Origin of the sequence: Streptomyces sp. DT2A-34 (assembly GCF_030499515.1) — a bacterium.
Classification (GTDB): domain Bacteria; phylum Actinomycetota; class Actinomycetes; order Streptomycetales; family Streptomycetaceae; genus Streptomyces.
This window is the reverse complement of the sequence record NZ_JASTWJ010000001.1, coordinates 4902591-4917385: the sequence shown is the minus strand read 5'-3', so window position 1 is coordinate 4917385 and position 14795 is coordinate 4902591. Positions and strand designations below refer to the sequence as shown.

The following is a 14795-nucleotide window of genomic DNA, read 5'->3' as shown; positions in this document are numbered from 1 at the left end:
TCACCGCCCGCGAGTGCGCGCCGTGGTCGGAGGAGACGCCGGCCAGCGAGGGGGCACCCCCTGGTCTGCGCCAATCAATGGGGGTGGCCAACAGCCGATCAACGGCCGGGCACTGACCGGTCGACGCGTGTCCCGGTCACCCGGCCGGGCCGTCCGCGGGGGACACCGAGCCTGGCGCGTGATCATCTGGAGGCGTGCAGGATTCCGCCCCGCTGCTCTCCGACCCCGTCCGGCGGCTCGCCGCCTGGTGTGTCGTCGTGCTGTTGGTCGCCGGGGTCGTCTATGTCGGGATCCGGCTGGCCGTGGAGTTCCGTACGGCCGTCGTGCCCGTGCTGCTCGCGCTGCTCGGGACGGCGCTGCTCGGGCCGCTGCACCGGCGGCTGGTGAAGGCCAAGGTGAACCGGTCCGTCGCCGCCGGGCTCACCTGTGTGGCCGTCGTGGCCGTCGTCGGCGGAGCCGTGTACATCGTCGTCGCCGCGATCGTCGACACCGGCGACCAGATCGTCGCCGCGCTCAAGCAGGCGGCCAAGGATCTCGCCGAGCACTTCGGGGCCGCCGGGACCTCGCTGGACGACCTCGCCACCAACGCCAAGGAGCTGCTCACCGACTTCGGGGGGACGGCCGCATCCGGGGTCATCAGCGGGGTGAGTGTCGTCGGGGAGAGCATCGCCATGGCCGTGCTCGCGCTGCTGCTCGTCTTCTTCTTCCTGCGGGACTCCGACCGGGCCGCCGGCACCTTGCGGTCCGTCGTTCCGCGTGGGGGCGGGGACGTCGTCGAGGCCATGGCCAGGCGGGCCTTCCAGGCGGTGGAGGGGTTCATGCGGGGAACCACCTTCATCGCCCTCATCGACGCCCTGTGCATCACCGTCGGGCTGCTCGTCCTCGACGTCCCTGGTGCGGTCGGGCTCGGTGCGTTCGTCTTCGTCGGGGCCTACATCCCCTATCTCGGCGCCTTCGTCTCGGGGGCCGTCGCCGTGCTGGTCGCGCTCGCCGACCGGGGGTTCGTCATCGCGCTGTGGGTGCTGGGGCTCGTGCTCGCCGTGCAGGTCCTGGAAGGGCATGTGCTGCAGCCCGTGATCCAGAGCCGGACCGTGCAGATGCACCCGGCCGTCGTCATGGTGGCGATCACCGCGGGGGCGTCCGTGGCCGGAGTCCTCGGCATGCTGCTGGCCGTACCGCTGACCGCCGCGGCCTTCGGCGTCGTACGCGAACTGCAGGACCGTTACGCGAGCCCGGAGCCGCCCGAGCCGTCCGCGCCCCCGGAACCGTCCGCGCCCACCGAACCATCGGCGCCCACGGCCTCGTAGAGCTCGAACCAGATGCTCTTGCCCTCGCCCCGGGGGTCCACTCCCCACGCCTGGGCCAGCAGCTCGATCAGCATCAGGCCCCGCCCGGACGACGCCAGTTCCCCGGGGCGGCGCTTGTGCGGCAGGTCGTCGCTGGTGTCCGTCACCTCGACCCGGATCCGGCGGTCCCCCGGCTCGCCCCGCACCTCGGCGAGGAGCAGGGCGTCGGCGTCGGTGTGCACGAGGACGTTCGTGAGCGTCTCGGACAGGAGCAGGACGGCCGAGTCCACCTGGTCCTCGGACGCCCAGTCGTGCAGCAGCTCCCGCAGCTGCTGCCGGGCCACCGCCACCCGCTCCGGCTCCGCCTGGGCCACCGACATCATGGTGCGGCGGATCGTCGGCCGGACGGCCACCGGGGCGCCGCAGCCGCAGCCCTCTCCCTCCCGGCACAGCAGCAGCACCGCTATGTCGTCCTCGCGCCGGTCGGCGAGCGGGCCGGTGGTGTGGTGGGAGGACGGACCGTGCACGGCCTGGACAAGGGCGTCGGCGAGCGCTTCCAGGTCGCCGTCGTGCTCCTCGAGGATCGCGCGGATGCGCTTCCAGCCGGTCTCCAGGTCGTGGCCGCCGGTCTCGATCAGGCCGTCCGTGCAGATCAGCATGGTCTCGCCGGGTTCCAGGGAGATCCTGGTCGTCGGGTAGTCGGCGTCCGGATCGATGCCGAGCGGGAGGCCGCCGGCCGTCGGGCGGGCCAGCACCGTGCCGTCGCTCATACGGATCGCCGGGTCCGGGTGGCCGGCGCGGGCGATGTCCAGCAGACCGGTCGTGGGGTCGACCTCGACGTACAGGCAGGTCGCGAAGCGCAGGTCGGACGGGTCCTCGTCGAGGGAGCCGAACGTCATGCCGTGCAGGAAGCGGGAGGCGCGGGAGAGGACGGCGTCGGGGCGATGGCCCTCGGAGGCGTAGGCGCGCAGCGCGATGCGGAGCTGGCCCATCAGGCCCGCCGCGCGGACGTCATGGCCCTGGACGTCGCCGATGACCAGGGCGAAGCGGCCGCTCGGGAGCGGGATCATGTCGTACCAGTCGCCGCCGACCTGGAGCCCGCCGCCGGTCGGGACATAGCGGGCGGCGATGCTCATGCCCGGTATCTCGGGGCCCAGCTTGGGCAGCATCGAGCGCTGGAGGCCGTCCGTCAGTTCCCGTGCGGACTCGGCGGCCTCGGCGCGGGACAGGGCCTGGGCGAGCATCCGGGCCACCGTCGTCAGCACCGACCGCTCGTCCGGCGTGAACGCCACCGGATAGGTGAAGGCCGCCATCCAGGCGCCCATCGTGCGGCCGGCCACGGTCAGCGGCAGGAAGGCCCAGGACTGGCGGTTGAAGTGCGCGGCGAGCGGCCAGGTGACCGGATAGCGCTCCTTGTACTTCTCGGGCGAGGAGAGGTAGACGGCACGGCCGGTGCGGACGACCTCGGCGGCCGGGTAGTCCGTGTCCAGGGCCATGTGTGTGAAGGGGCTCTCGTCGCCGGGCTGGTGGCCGTGGTGGCCGATGATCGTCAGGCGGTCGCCCGTGACCCCGAACACCGCGAGGCCGTCCGGTGAGAAGCCCGGCATCGACAGACCGGCCGCGACCCGCAGCACCTCCGCCGTGGACCGGGCCTCGGCCAGCGCCCGGCCCGCGTCCAGCAGGAACGCCTCCCGCGAGCGCCGCCAGTCGCCGGTGACCGCCGTACGCCCGGCGGGGGTGCCCGGCGTCGGTTCGGTGACCTCCTGGAGGGAGCCCGTCACCTCGTACGACCGCTTCTCGCGGTCGAAGGAGGCGTGGAAGCGGCTGCGGCCGACCCGGACGACCCGGCCCCGCTCGTCCATGATCCGTACCCGCACCTCGCCGAGGGTGCCTTCGGCGACGGCGAGCTGGATCACTCCGCTGATCTCGTTCCAGTCCACCGGGTGCAGGCGGGAGCGCACCTGGGCCTGGCTGAGCGTGGCCTGCTCGGCGGGCAGCCCGAGCAGCCGTGCCGCCTCCGCGTCGACTGTGACCAGTCCCGTGGCGGTGTTCCAGTGCCACAGTCCGGTCGCGAGGGCGGCGAGAACCTCCCCCACGGCGGGCAGGGCCTCACCAGTGCGCATTGCCCCACTGTAAGAAGAGGTGATCGCACACTGCCACCGAAGCTGTACGGGGCATCTGGTCGGCGGGGTCCCCGGAGCGCCGCGAAACGGTGGGGAGGCGATCTCGGGGTCCCCGGTAGGCTTGGGGGAAGTTTCACGTGAAACACGCCCCCCGATCCGCGAAGACTGGATGAACGACGATGCATCGGTACAGGTCCCACACCTGCGGCGAGCTCCGCTCCTCTGACGTCGGCACCGACGTCCGGCTGAGTGGCTGGCTGCACAATCGGCGCGACCTGGGCGGCATCCTCTTCATCGATCTGCGCGACCACTACGGCATCACGCAGCTCGTCGCCCGTCCCGGCACGCCCGCGTACGAGGCCCTCGACAAGCTCTCCAAGGAGTCGACCCTCCGCGTCGACGGCAAGGTCGTCTCCCGCGGCGCCGAGAACATCAACCCCGACCTGCCGACCGGTGAGATCGAGGTCGAGGTCGGCGAGGTCGAGCTGCTCGGCGCGGCCGCCCCGCTGCCCTTCACGATCAACACCGAGGACGGGGTCAACGAGGAGCGGCGCCTGGAGTACCGCTTCCTGGACCTGCGCCGCGAGCGCATGCACCGCAACATCCTGCTGCGTACGTCGGTCATCTCGGCGATCCGGCACAAGATGACGGCGCTGGGCTTCAATGAGATGGCGACGCCGATCCTGTCCGCGACCTCCCCCGAGGGCGCCCGTGACTTCGTCGTCCCCTCCCGCCTGAACCCGGGCAAGTTCTACGCCCTGCCGCAGGCCCCGCAGCAGTTCAAGCAGCTGCTGATGATCTCCGGATTCGACCGCTACTTCCAGATCGCGCCCTGCTTCCGCGACGAGGACGCCCGTGCGGACCGCTCGCCGGGCGAGTTCTACCAGCTCGACGTCGAGATGAGCTTCGTCGAGCAGGAGGACGTCTTCCGTCCGATCGAGCAGTTGATGACCGAGCTGTTCGAGGAGTTCGGCGGCGGCCGCCACGTCACCTCGCCGTTCCCGCGGATCCCGTTCCGCGAGGCGATGCTGAAGTACGGCTCCGACAAGCCGGACCTGCGCGCCCAGCTGGAGCTCGTCGACATCACCGACATCTTCGAGGGCTCGGAGTTCAAGGCGTTCGCCGGCAAGCACGTGCGGGCGCTGGCGGTGCCGGACGTCTCCGCGCAGCCCCGGAAGTTCTTCGACCAGCTCGGTGACTTCGCGGTCTCGCAGGGCGCGAAGGGCCTGGCCTGGGTGCGGGTGGCCGAGGACGGCTCGCTGTCCGGCCCGATCGCCAAGTTCCTCACCGAGGAGAACGTCGCCGAGCTGACCAAGCGCCTCTCGCTCGCCGCCGGTCATGCCGTGTTCTTCGGCGCGGGCGAGTTCGACGAGGTCTCGAAGATCATGGGCGCGGTGCGGGTCGAGGCCGCCAAGCGTGCCGGGCACTTCGAGGAGGGCGTCTTCCGGTTCTGCTGGATCGTCGACTTCCCGATGTACGAGAAGGACGAGGAGACCGGCGCGATCGACTTCTCGCACAACCCGTTCTCCATGCCGCAGGGCGGTCTGGAGGCCCTGGAGACCCAGGACCCGCTGGACATCCTGGGCTGGCAGTACGACATCGTCTGCAACGGTGTCGAGCTGTCCTCCGGCGCGATCCGGAACCACGAGCCCGAGATCATGCTCAAGGCCTTCGAGATCGCGGGTTACGACCGCGAGACCGTCGAGGAGAAGTTCGCCGGCATGCTGCGCGCCTTCCGCTTCGGCGCCCCGCCGCACGGCGGTATCGCCCCCGGCGTCGACCGCATCGTGATGCTGCTGGCCGACGAGCCCAACATCCGCGAGACCATCGCCTTCCCGCTCAACGGCAACGCCCAGGACCTGATGATGGGCGCGCCGACGGAGCTGGAGGAGGCGCGGCTGAAGGAGCTGCACCTGTCGGTGCGCAAGCCGCAGCCGAAGTAGGTCTTTGAAGCGGTGGGTGGCTCGGAACCGGCGTCGGTTCCGAGCCACTTTCGTTTACGGCGCTCATGCAGGGCTCTCACCCAGCTCTTACCCAACCTCCTGACAGGCGCGGTCCCTGGCTTCCTTCCCCATGACGGGAAACCACACGGCCGAAGGGCCGAAACACAAGCGGGACCTCACGCGTCGCAAGGTCGTCGTGGCCGGTGCGGGAGCCGCGGCGGCGGTGGGCATGGGCGGGACGCTCGCGGCGGGTGCCTTCGCGGGTAAGACGAGCGGGTCCGCGTCTACGGGCGCCACCGCGTCGAGCAGCTCGTCGAGCGCCGAGGTCTGCTACAAGCTCACCTCCGAGACGACCGAGGGCCCCTACTACATCGACGCGGACAAGCTCCGCCAGGACGTGACCGAGGACCAGGAGGGCATCCCGCTCACCCTTCGCCTCAAGGTGATCGACTCCGAGACCTGCAAGCCGATCAGGAACGCCGCGGTCGACATCTGGCACTGCAACGCGCTGGGCGTGTATTCGGGCTATGAGGACATGGGCAGCGGCGGCGGTGGCGGGGGCGGCACCCCGCCGTCCGGTGAGCCGACGGGCGAGCCCCCCTCCGGCGAGCCGTCGGGTGAGCCGGGTGGCGGAGGCGGCGGCCACCAGGAGCCGACGGACGACGAGCGGTATCTGCGCGGCACGTGGAAGACGGACAGGAACGGCCAGGTGGTGTTCAGGACGGTCTTCCCGGGCTGGTACCAGGGCCGCTGCGCTCATATCCACACCAAGGTGCATGTGAACGGCACGTGGACGGACGCCGGTTACGAGGGCGGCACCACCTGCCACACCGGTCAGTTCTTCTTCGACGAGGAGAGCGTGCTGGCCTCCGCCGAGGTCGAGCCGTACTCCACCAACACCACCACCCGCACCACGCTCGACGAGGACACCATCTACCCGGGCAACGGGACCGAGGGTGGTCTGCTGAAGCTGAAGTACAAGAAGAACGACATCGCCAAGGGTGTGATCGCCACGATCACGATGGGCGTCGACCCGGAGGCGACCCACACGGGTCAGGACATCTGACGGACAGAGTGGTCGGGGAGGGACGTGTGTCCGCACGTCCCTCCCTCATTCACATGTATGGACATCTGCTCAACCCGTTGACCCGGAAGACCCGCCTCCGTAACGTTCCCCGGACCCGCGTACGTGATGAGAGTTCACGTATGTGCACAACCGAGGGGAGACAACGATGTCGGAAGCCGTGGTACCCGACGCCGAACGCCGCGCGGTCGGCAAGTTCCTGCGCCGGATGCTGCCGATCCTCGTCCTGATGTTGCTGGTCAACCAGATGGACCGGACGAACGTCGGCTTCGTCCAGGACGAACTCAGGGCCGACGTCGGGGTGAGCGCCACGGCGTACGGCCTCGGCGCCGGGCTGTTCTTCATCGGGTACGCCCTGTTCGAGGTCCCCAGCAACATGCTCCTAGAGCGGTTCGGCGCCCGGGTCTGGCTGACCCGCATCATGATCACCTGGGGCGCGGTGATCGTGGCCATGTGCTTTATCCACAACGTGTGGATGTTCTACGGCCTGCGCTTCCTCCTCGGCGTCGCGGAGGCCGGCTTCTTCCCCGGTGTGCTCCTCTACTTCACCCAGTGGCTGCCGGACTCCAGCCGGGGCCGGGCGAGCGCGATCTTCCTGGGCGGTTCGGCCACCGCGTACATCGTGACCGGGCCCATCACCGGCGCGCTGCTGGAACTGCACGGGGCGGGCGGGATCGCCGGCTGGCGCTGGATGTTCGCGCTGGAGGGGGTCTTCTCGATCCTGGTCGGATTCATCGCCGGCTTCTTCCTCGTCTCCCGTATCCAGGACGCCCGTTGGCTCACCCAGGAGGAGAGGGACGCGCTCAGCGAAGCGGTGGCCCGGGACAAGGAGGCGCGTGACCGTGCGCCCAGGACGTCCCGGCTGAAGCTGATCCTCCATCCCCAGGTCGCCCTGCTGACCACGGTGTTCTTCGCGATGGCCCTCACCGGGTACGCGATCACCTTCTGGCTGCCGAGCCTGGTCGACGACATCGGCGGGCTGTCGTCCTTCGAGGTCGGGCTGCTCACGGCCGTGCCGTGGATCTGCGCGGTGATCGCGATGTACACGATGGCCCACTTCACCGACCGGGCCCCGGACCGCCGCCCGTACCTGGCGATCGCCCTCGTCCTGTCCGCGGCGGGCACCTTCCTGGCCACCCTCGGCTCCCCCTGGTTCGGCCTCGCCGCCCTCACGCTGGCCGCGGTCGGCGGGAAGTGCGCGGCCACGCTGTTCTGGCCGATGGCCCAGTCGGGGCTCGACCTGAAGATCGCGGCGCCCGGGCTCGCCCTGGTCAACTCCCTGGGAAATCTGGGCGGTTTCGTCTCGCCGACCCTCTTCGGCTATCTGCAGGACACCACGGGCAGCACGAACGGGGGCCTGTACACCCTCTCCGCGGCCTCCGTCCTCGCGGTGTGCGGCGTGGCGTTCATCCGCCGGTCGCGGACGGCGGCCGTGCCGGCCCCGGAGACGGCGACGACGCGGGCGTGAACGCGGAAGGGGGCGGCCCCGAAGGACCGCCCCCTCCACCAACGCCCTGTCAGGTCAGGGACCTGTACCCGCAACGCCCTGTCACGTCAGGGACCTGTACCCGCAACGCCCTGTCACGTCAGGGACCTGTACCCGCTCCACCCGGTCGCGATCTTGACCCGCGAGCCGAAGGACCCCTTCCCGTCCCCGCTGTTGCGCCACACGTTGCCGCTGGTGTCGCGGGAGACGAGGTCCGGGCGGCCGTCGTCCGTGATGTCGCCGATGCCGACGACGACGTTGTAGCTGCCGCCCCAGTCGGCGAACACCTTCACACGGGCGGCGAAGGTGCCGTCGCCCTTGCCGTTGTAGCGCCACAGGGTGTTCGCGGTGTCCTGGGCGAGCAGGTCGGGCCTGCCGTCGCCGGTGATGTCGCCGACGCCGACGATCTTCCGGTAGCCCTTCCAGTTGTCGTACAGCTTCACGCGGGCGGCCAGCTTGCCGGTGCTCGTGCCCTTGTAGAGGTAGACCGTGCCGGTGGACGCCTGGCGGACGATCAGGTCCGGCCGTCCGTCACCGCTCACGTCACCGGGCGAGGTGAGCGCGTTGTACTGGGTCCAGCCGCTGCTCGCGAGGGTCGTGTACGACGTCGACGGCTTGACCGCCGCACCGCAGCCCGGCTTGTACAGGCGCAGGGCGCCGCTGCTGTAGCGCACGAGGACGTCGTTGCAGCGGTCGCCGCTCAGGTCGCCGCTCAGGTCGCCGAAGGGGACGGCCGTGACGGTGGTGGGCCAGCCGGTGCCGGTGTACTTGGAGTTGACCTTGCCCGTGCCGGTGCCGCTGTGGAAGGTCAGGCCGCCGGAGGAGCTCAGGGTGAGCAGGTCGCCGCGGCCGTCGGGCCCGTCGGGGCTGGTGAAGTCGCGGCGTACGGCGGCACCCCGCATGAGGTACCCCTCGCCGCTGGTGACCGTGGCCGCGGTGGAGGTGCCGAGGCCGGTCGCCCTGAGGGTCCAGGTGAACCCGCCGTTCGGGAAGTAGCCCCCGCTCGCCGTCCTGCCGTCCCAGGCCGCCTCCACCAGGCCCGTGCTCGCGCCGCCGCTGATCGCGCGGGTCGCCTTGCCGCCCGCGCCGCTCTGGACCGAGGTGAGGGTGAGGGACCAGGAGGTGACCGGGCGGGACAGGAACCACAGGCCGTTCCAGGGATCCGAGCCGGGCGGATACGCGGAGCTCTCGGCGTCCGTGTGCAGGGCCGTCGGCGCGGACGGGGTGACGCCGGTCGTGGCGACGTGCGTCTGCTCGTACGTGTCGAACCAGGCGACCAGGCCCGTGTACTCGTCGACCGTCCAGCGGAAGCGGCGGTCCTCGGCGAGGCCCGTGTCGGGCAGCCCGGACGCGAGCACCCGGGTGTCGCCCGTGGCCGCCTCGGTCAGGACCAGCTGGTCGGCGCCATGGTCGTGGCGGACGGTGAAGCCGTCGCCGAGGAGGACGTCACCGGGGGTCACCGACCGCGCCGTACCGGTCTTGGTGTCGTACACCCCGGCCGAAGCGGTTCCGCACGCCCAGTACAGCCAGCGGCCCGCCGCCTGCAGCTCGCTCGGCACGCAGGCGAGGCCCGGGACCGTCACCGTGGCGAGGGTCCTGTTCTCGGTGAGGCTGTACGAGGTCAGCTTGCCGGCGGTCGTGGTGGCGCTCCACAGGGTGGGACCGTTCAGGGCGGCGGCGCGGAGGGAGCGCTTCAGCCGCTGTCCCTGGCCGAACTCGCCGACGTACTGCGCCGGGGTGGCGCCGCCGGAGTTGTAGACGGCGTAGTCGTCGGAGACGTCCACGATGGCGCCGGCCTCGGTGTGGAACTCCAGGCGATGGCCGCCGATGGAGACCAGCGCGTCCGCGTGCTCCAGGCCGCTGCCGCCCTCGTCGCTGTCGTAGTACGTGTCGAGATAGACGTCCCTGGCACTGTCCCCGTCGTGCATGCCCCACAGTGCCGAGCAGGTGGCGCCCGGGTAGGGGCACTCCGGGCTGATCGAGGCGCTGTCCGTGGCGGTGGACGCGGTGAGTTCGGTGCTGCCGTTCGTGGTGAGCGTGCGCAGCGAGGTCGTGTCGGAGCCGCTGCTCGGGTTGTCCTCCGCGACGCGCAGACTGCCGCGGCTGAGCGCGAGTCCGGTCTTGGCGTTCTCGTACGGCGCGACCTTGTACAGCTTCTTCAGCTGCGGGGCACCGTCGGCGCCGATCGACACCCGCTGGACCCACCAGTCGGCGGCGCCGGTGCCGCCGGTGACGAGGGCGTTGCCGTCGGGGGTGGCCAGCGGGGTGCCGTACGACCTGGTCAGCAGCGTCTTGTTGGTGCCGTCGGTCAGGGACACGGCGTACACCCGGCTGGCGGAGGTGATGACGAGCCAGTCGCCGACGAGGGTGGGGTAGCCGTCTCCCGCGAACCCGGCGGGCACCGGCACCGTCTCCTCGGCGGTGAGGTCGGCGCGCGGCTTCAGGTGCAGGCCGCCGGTGACGGTGTACCAGCCGATGCGGTCGTCGGTGAGGACGAGCTCGGGCTTGGTGGGCAGATCGGTGAAGACGGTGGTGAACTGCGCGGTGGCGAAGTCCACATAGCCGACGGAGTACGACTCGACGCCGCCGATCCCGTCGGGGTTGGGGTGGGCTAGCAGCATGCCGGTCTCGTCGCCGGTGCGGGGATTGTCCGTCCACCAGGACTGCTGGGACGGATAGCCGGTCACCGGGCGCTGCCGCGTCTCGCCGTCGACGAGGTCGAAGAGGTGCAGCCAGGTGCCGTCGAAGCTCTGGCCGTCGAAGGACCCCCGGAAGTCGGCCGCGACGACCGTGTCGCCGTACGTCCCGACGTAGGTGTCGGTGGACCCCGTGTCGACGGTCCGCAGCGCGCTGCCGTCCGGGCGCCACAGCGACACCGGGTCGGTGTAGGTGGTGTGCGGCAGCGCCACGGTGTCGGTGGCCTGCCCGTACATGCCCGAGGCGCAGCGCGCGGAGATGTCGTAGCAGCTGGTGGTCGTCGGCTTGTAGACGCCGGACGGGCCCTCGACGGTGACGGTCGTGCCGTCGTCGTAGTCCGTCCACAGCAGCCCCGCGACCCCGGCCTGGCGGTGCAGGAACCCGGTCTCGCCGGCCGAGAGGAGCCGGTCGGAGCGGGTGGTGTCGTTGCGTGGATCGTCCAGGACGATCTCGGTGGTCCCGGCGGCCGATACGGCGGCCGTCGTGGCGGCCTGCGCGGTGCCGCCGCCCTCGGTACCGGAGAAAAAGGTGATGGATCCGGCCGCTACGGCGACCGCGAGCGCGGAGACGAGGACGGCGGACCCGCCCCGTCTCGGGGCGTGTCTGCCCACGTGAGTTCCCTCCCCTGCGAGGGTCCCCGCCCTCGCACAAGTGGCCGGATCGTACCAGGGTGGCCGGTGTCACCGGCGCTACTCCCCGCACGGCCCGACGCCCCGGAAGGCAGAGCGCCCGAGACCGTGAAGTCCCGGGCGCCCTGGCGATGTCGCGGATATGGCGGACCGTCAGGAGACGCTCTTGTAGCCGCTCCATCCGGTGGCGATCCGCGTACGGGAGCCGAAGGATCCCTTGCCGTCGCCGTTGTTGCGGTAGAGGTTGCCGCTGGTGTCGCGGGAGACCAGGTCGGCCTTGCCGTCGCCGGTGATGTCCCCGGCGCCCACCACGACGTTGTACGAGCCGCCCCAGTCGGCGAACACCTTGGTGCGGGCCTTGAAGGTGCCGCTGCCGGTGCCGTTGTAGCGGTACAGGGTGTCGGACGAGTCCTGCGCGAGGAGGTCGCCGATGCCGTCGCCGGTGATGTCGCCGACGCCGACGATCTTCTTGTAGCCCTTCCAGTTGTCGTACAGCTTGACGCGAGCGGCCGGCTTGCCGGTGCTGGTGCCCTTGTAGAGGTACACGGCTCCGGTGGAGGAGTTGCGTGCGATCAGGTCGGGCCGTCCGTCACCGCTCACGTCACCGGGCGAGGTCAGGACGTTGTACTGGGTCCAGCCGCTGGTGGCGAGCGTGGTGTACGACGTCGAGGGTGTCACCGCCTTGCCGCAGCCCGGCTTGTACAGCCGCAGCGCGCCGCTGCTGTACCGCACGAGGACGTCGTTGCAGCGGTCGCCGCTCAGGTCCCCGATCGGCACCGCCTTGATGGTGGTGGCCCAACCGCTGCCGCTGACCTTGCCGGACAGGGTGCCCGTGGACGCCTTGCCGAACTGCCAGGTCAGAGCGCCGGAGGAGTTGAGGGTGAGGAGGTCGCCGGTGCCGTCGGGGGTGGCGGAGGCGCCGCCGAAGTCGCGGGGGACGGCGGCGCCGCCGGTGACGGTGACCGTGCCGGTCTCGAGCACGACAGGGCTGTCGCCCTCCTCCGCGGTGGCGGACAGCTTCCAGCGCAGGAGGCCGTTGGGGGCGTAACCCCCGGAGGTGGTGCGGCCGTTCCAGACCGGTGCGATGGTCCGGCCGTCCGGGGTGCCGGTGAGGGTGCGGACGGTCCGGCCGGCGGTGTCGGTGAGCGTGAGGCTCCAGGAGACGGCCGGGCGGTTGATCTCGAACTCAGGGGCCCACGCGCTGCTGGAGGCGGTGGTTCCGCGCAGGGCCGCCGTGTTCGGCCAGGTCGCCTGGGCGAGGCTCAGCAAGGGCCACGCCGTACGGGCTCCATAGGTCCTCCAGACGTCGCCGTCACCGTCGTCGTCCGTGTCGGCGAGCCCCGAGAACACGGCGACGGCAGCACCGTCGGCACCGGCCGCGACCTGGCCGTACACGGATTCCTGGGCGTCGTCGGAGAGCGCCTCGGACGTGCTCCAGGCGTCGCCGGTACGGGTGGCCGTGTACAGCTCGCGCTTCCCGGTCGAGCCGTGGTTCTGGGTCCAGATGGCGCGTACGACACCGTCCGGACCGATCGTCGAGTCGTACTGCTCGGGCACGTATGCCGTCGAGAGCGTGCGCACGGACGACCAGGTGCCGTTGGTGCGCGTGGCGGTGCGGGTGCCGAACGCCGAGGTGTGGTCGACCCAGACGAGCGTGACGTCACCGTCCGGGGCGACGAGCGGCTCGGGAGTGTCGACGAGGCTGTCGGTGCCGGTCACGGTCTCGGTGGCGCCCCACGTGGTGGCGGAGGCGGCGCGGGTGGCGCTGAGGATCGAGCCGCCCGCACGCCAGACCAGGGTCAGCGCACCGTCGTCGCCCGCGCCCGGCTCGGGCCCGCTGTTCGACTCGGTCTCGTCGGTGACGCGCACGGGGGCGGACCAGTCGGCGGCGCCGGCCGCGCGGGACACCGTACGGACGGAGCCGAGCCCGGCGTTCCACTGCCGGTAGGCGACGGTCGTCACGCCCGCCGCGTCCACGACGACGGACGGCGCGTCGGCGGCCTCGCCGCCGGCCTCGGCCGCGACGGTGCTGAGCCGGACCGGGCCGGACCAGGTGCCGTCGGCGGCGCGGACGGCGGTGCCGATCTCGTACGGCGCGGAGGCCGAGGCGCGGGCCGACCACACGGCGGTGACGGTGCCGTCCGGGCCCTCGGCCAAATCGATGTCGTGGACGTCCACGGCCTGGTCGGCGGAGACGACCTCGACCGGCCGGCTCCAACCGCCCTGGTCGGTCAGGTACTTCGCGCTCACGAGACGGCTCTCGGCGGATCCCGAGCCGGGAGCGGTCTCGTTCGGGAACTCGGTCCACAGCGCGAAGATGCCGCCGTTCGCGGTGGTCAGCAGCCGAGCCTCGCCGCGCTCGGTGGGCGTGACGGTGAGTTCCTGCGACCGACTGGCGTGGAGACCGGTGTCCGGGTCGTCGTCGACCGTCGCGTACAGATGCCGGGATCCACCGCCCTGTGGATCCCCCTGGTTCCACAGGGTCACGGCGGAGCCGTCGGCGGCGATGGCGACATCGAGCACGGCCGTGTCCTGGTCCGTGAAGACCATCTGGCTTCCGGTCTGCCAGGGGGTGAGCTCCGCGGCGGACGCCGCCGACGGCAACGCGCCCGTCCCGGCGACGACGAGCGCGACGACAGCGGCGGCCGCGGCCCCCCGGCCACGGCTGGGGGCGTATCTGCCCACGGGTTCTTCCCTCCCCGCGAGAGCCCACGCCCTCGCACAAGTGGGCGGATGCTAACAGTGGGGTCTGTGGTCGGACCGGGGCGGGCCGTCACTCATCCGCATCCGCCGGCGGCCTGAGCGCCTCCTCCTCCAGCAGCCGTTCCGCGATGTCGTCCGCCCATGCCCGAACCCACCGGCGGAGCACCGGCACCAACTCCTCGTCGAGACCCCGCGCGGTGAACTCCCGGTCGTCCAGCAGCTCCGTGGCCTCCAGACGGGACTGGAGATCCGCCAGGTCGAGGTCGTCCCAGGCGTGGCGGCGGCCGAGTTCCTCCAGGTCGGGGTAGCTCCAGTGGGCCGCGGCCAGGTAGATGTGGACCACGTCGCGCGCGGCACCGCGGTCGGTCAGGGCGCGGACCTTCGTGCCGATGAGGTCCTCCAGGGAGAGGGCGGGGCCCAGGCCGGTCAACACCGGCGGACGCCAGAAGGTCTCCTTCAGCAGGTCGACCGTGCCTTCCGCACCCGTGTCGGGGTCCGTGACGAGCAGGCGGGCGGAGAGCGGGTCGGTCTCCACAGGGCGTACCCGCCAGCCGCGTTCCGTCAGACCGAACCGGACCATCGCCGCGATCTGGTCCATGGGCTCGGGGTTCTCGGTCGCCACCTCCACCGACGTCACATGCCGTGCGGTGAGGTCATGCGCCCGGGCCGCGCAGTCGCCGGCCAGGACGAGCGGGTAACGGGCGCCGACGACGAGGACGTCGGGCAGGAGATCGCGGGGCGGGGGCAGCATAGTGGCCCCGATTATCGCGTCCGTGTCCGAATCTTCCCGCCGTCACCATGCCGCCGTACAGGTGTAGTTCACCTCACGGACTCCTCCTGTATT

At 71.1% G+C, this 14795-nt stretch carries 8 protein-coding genes; 4 read left to right on the top strand and 4 right to left on the bottom strand.

Features of this window, described 5'->3' with window-relative positions:
* The first annotated feature begins 194 nt into the window (after positions 1 to 194).
* The gene (locus QQM39_RS21720; RefSeq protein WP_301998960.1) at positions 195 to 1307 is read left to right on the top strand and encodes an AI-2E family transporter; all 1113 of its coding nucleotides are present in this window, start codon (positions 195 to 197) and stop codon (positions 1305 to 1307) included.
* Here QQM39_RS21720 and QQM39_RS21715 read toward each other — a convergent pair.
* A complete protein-coding gene (locus tag QQM39_RS21715; RefSeq protein WP_301998958.1) occupies positions 1223 to 3409 on the bottom strand; it encodes a SpoIIE family protein phosphatase in 2187 nt (728 codons plus the stop codon). The two genes, QQM39_RS21720 and QQM39_RS21715, sit on opposite strands and share 85 nt — an antisense overlap.
* Positions 3410 to 3588: 179 nt before the next feature.
* Between QQM39_RS21715 and aspS the strand changes: the two genes are divergently transcribed.
* The 3 genes from aspS to QQM39_RS21700 all read left to right on the top strand — a co-directional run bounded on the left by aspS (position 3589) and on the right by QQM39_RS21700 (position 7904).
* Positions 3589 to 5352: an aspartate--tRNA ligase gene (gene aspS, locus QQM39_RS21710; protein WP_301998956.1), complete on the top strand. Its 1764-nt coding sequence runs from the start codon at positions 3589 to 3591 to the stop codon at positions 5350 to 5352.
* A 130-nt stretch (positions 5353 to 5482) separates the two neighbouring features.
* On the top strand, positions 5483 to 6418 hold the full coding sequence (locus QQM39_RS21705) for an intradiol ring-cleavage dioxygenase (protein ID WP_301998955.1): 936 nt from the start codon (positions 5483 to 5485) through the stop codon (positions 6416 to 6418).
* 166 nt (positions 6419 to 6584) lie between these two features.
* Positions 6585 to 7904 (top strand): MFS transporter, encoded by a 1320-nt coding sequence (locus QQM39_RS21700; RefSeq protein ID WP_301998953.1) that lies wholly within the window; start codon positions 6585 to 6587, stop codon positions 7902 to 7904.
* A gap of 113 nt (positions 7905 to 8017) precedes the next feature.
* On the opposite strand, the gene QQM39_RS21695 is transcribed toward QQM39_RS21700, so the two are convergent.
* The 3 genes from QQM39_RS21695 to QQM39_RS21685 all read right to left on the bottom strand — a co-directional run bounded on the left by QQM39_RS21695 (position 8018) and on the right by QQM39_RS21685 (position 14702).
* Positions 8018 to 11230, bottom strand: a complete 3213-nt coding sequence (locus tag QQM39_RS21695; RefSeq protein ID WP_301998951.1) for a VCBS repeat-containing protein — start codon at positions 11228 to 11230, stop codon at positions 8018 to 8020.
* A 171-nt stretch (positions 11231 to 11401) separates the two neighbouring features.
* Positions 11402 to 13933 (bottom strand): VCBS repeat-containing protein, encoded by a 2532-nt coding sequence (locus QQM39_RS21690; RefSeq protein WP_301998950.1) that lies wholly within the window; start codon positions 13931 to 13933, stop codon positions 11402 to 11404.
* Between the two features lie 88 nt (positions 13934 to 14021).
* Positions 14022 to 14702 (bottom strand): hypothetical protein, encoded by a 681-nt coding sequence (locus QQM39_RS21685; RefSeq protein ID WP_301998948.1) that lies wholly within the window; start codon positions 14700 to 14702, stop codon positions 14022 to 14024.
* Positions 14703 to 14795: the final 93 nt, after the last annotated feature.

Excerpts from the sequence above, each read along its gene's own strand:
- QQM39_RS21705 (WP_301998955.1), top strand. The coding sequence starts at position 5,483 with ATGACGGGAAACCACACGGCCGAAGGGCCGAAACACAAGCGGGACCTC.
- QQM39_RS21715 (WP_301998958.1), bottom strand. The coding sequence starts at position 3,409 with ATGCGCACTGGTGAGGCCCTGCCCGCCGTGGGGGAGGTTCTCGCCGCC.
- aspS (WP_301998956.1), top strand. The coding sequence starts at position 3,589 with ATGCATCGGTACAGGTCCCACACCTGCGGCGAGCTCCGCTCCTCTGAC.
- QQM39_RS21685 (WP_301998948.1), bottom strand. The coding sequence starts at position 14,702 with ATGCTGCCCCCGCCCCGCGATCTCCTGCCCGACGTCCTCGTCGTCGGC.
- QQM39_RS21700 (WP_301998953.1), top strand. The coding sequence starts at position 6,585 with ATGTCGGAAGCCGTGGTACCCGACGCCGAACGCCGCGCGGTCGGCAAG.